This is a genomic window from Sulfitobacter sediminis, from assembly GCF_040811725.1.
GTDB classification, from domain to species: Bacteria; Pseudomonadota; Alphaproteobacteria; order Rhodobacterales; family Rhodobacteraceae; genus Sulfitobacter; species Sulfitobacter sediminis.
Map to the genome: position 1 here is coordinate 1 of NZ_JBFNXX010000146.1, position 276 is coordinate 276.

1 protein-coding gene is annotated in these 276 nt (G+C 58.3%); it reads right to left on the reverse strand.

Going from position 1 to position 276, the window contains the following annotated elements; all coding sequences use genetic code 11:
- A partial coding sequence (locus tag AB2B41_RS23495) for a hypothetical protein (protein ID WP_367880249.1) occupies positions 1-203 on the reverse strand: 203 nt, incomplete at its 3' end.
- Positions 204-276: the final 73 nt, after the last annotated feature.

The following is a 276-nucleotide window of genomic DNA, read 5'->3' on the forward strand; positions in this document are numbered from 1 at the left end:
GGGACAGCGCAGAGCGTCAGGACGTAGCCCCCTGCCACGTTTGCTATTCTCTGACCCAGGCAGTTTTTGAGTGCCGCCAAGCCTTCCGGGCTGCAGCGCGGCAGGGACACGTGTTTTTTGAGGTAGCTGTACTGCCTTTTGAGGCTACCGGGATCCATACGGGGCAGGTTCAAATAACCGACGTCTGCGACTATGCCTCTCATGTGACGCACCTGTATCACGACGCCGTCGACGTCAAACTCGTACCTGAGGCAATGGGGATTGTCTGGGCTGGTG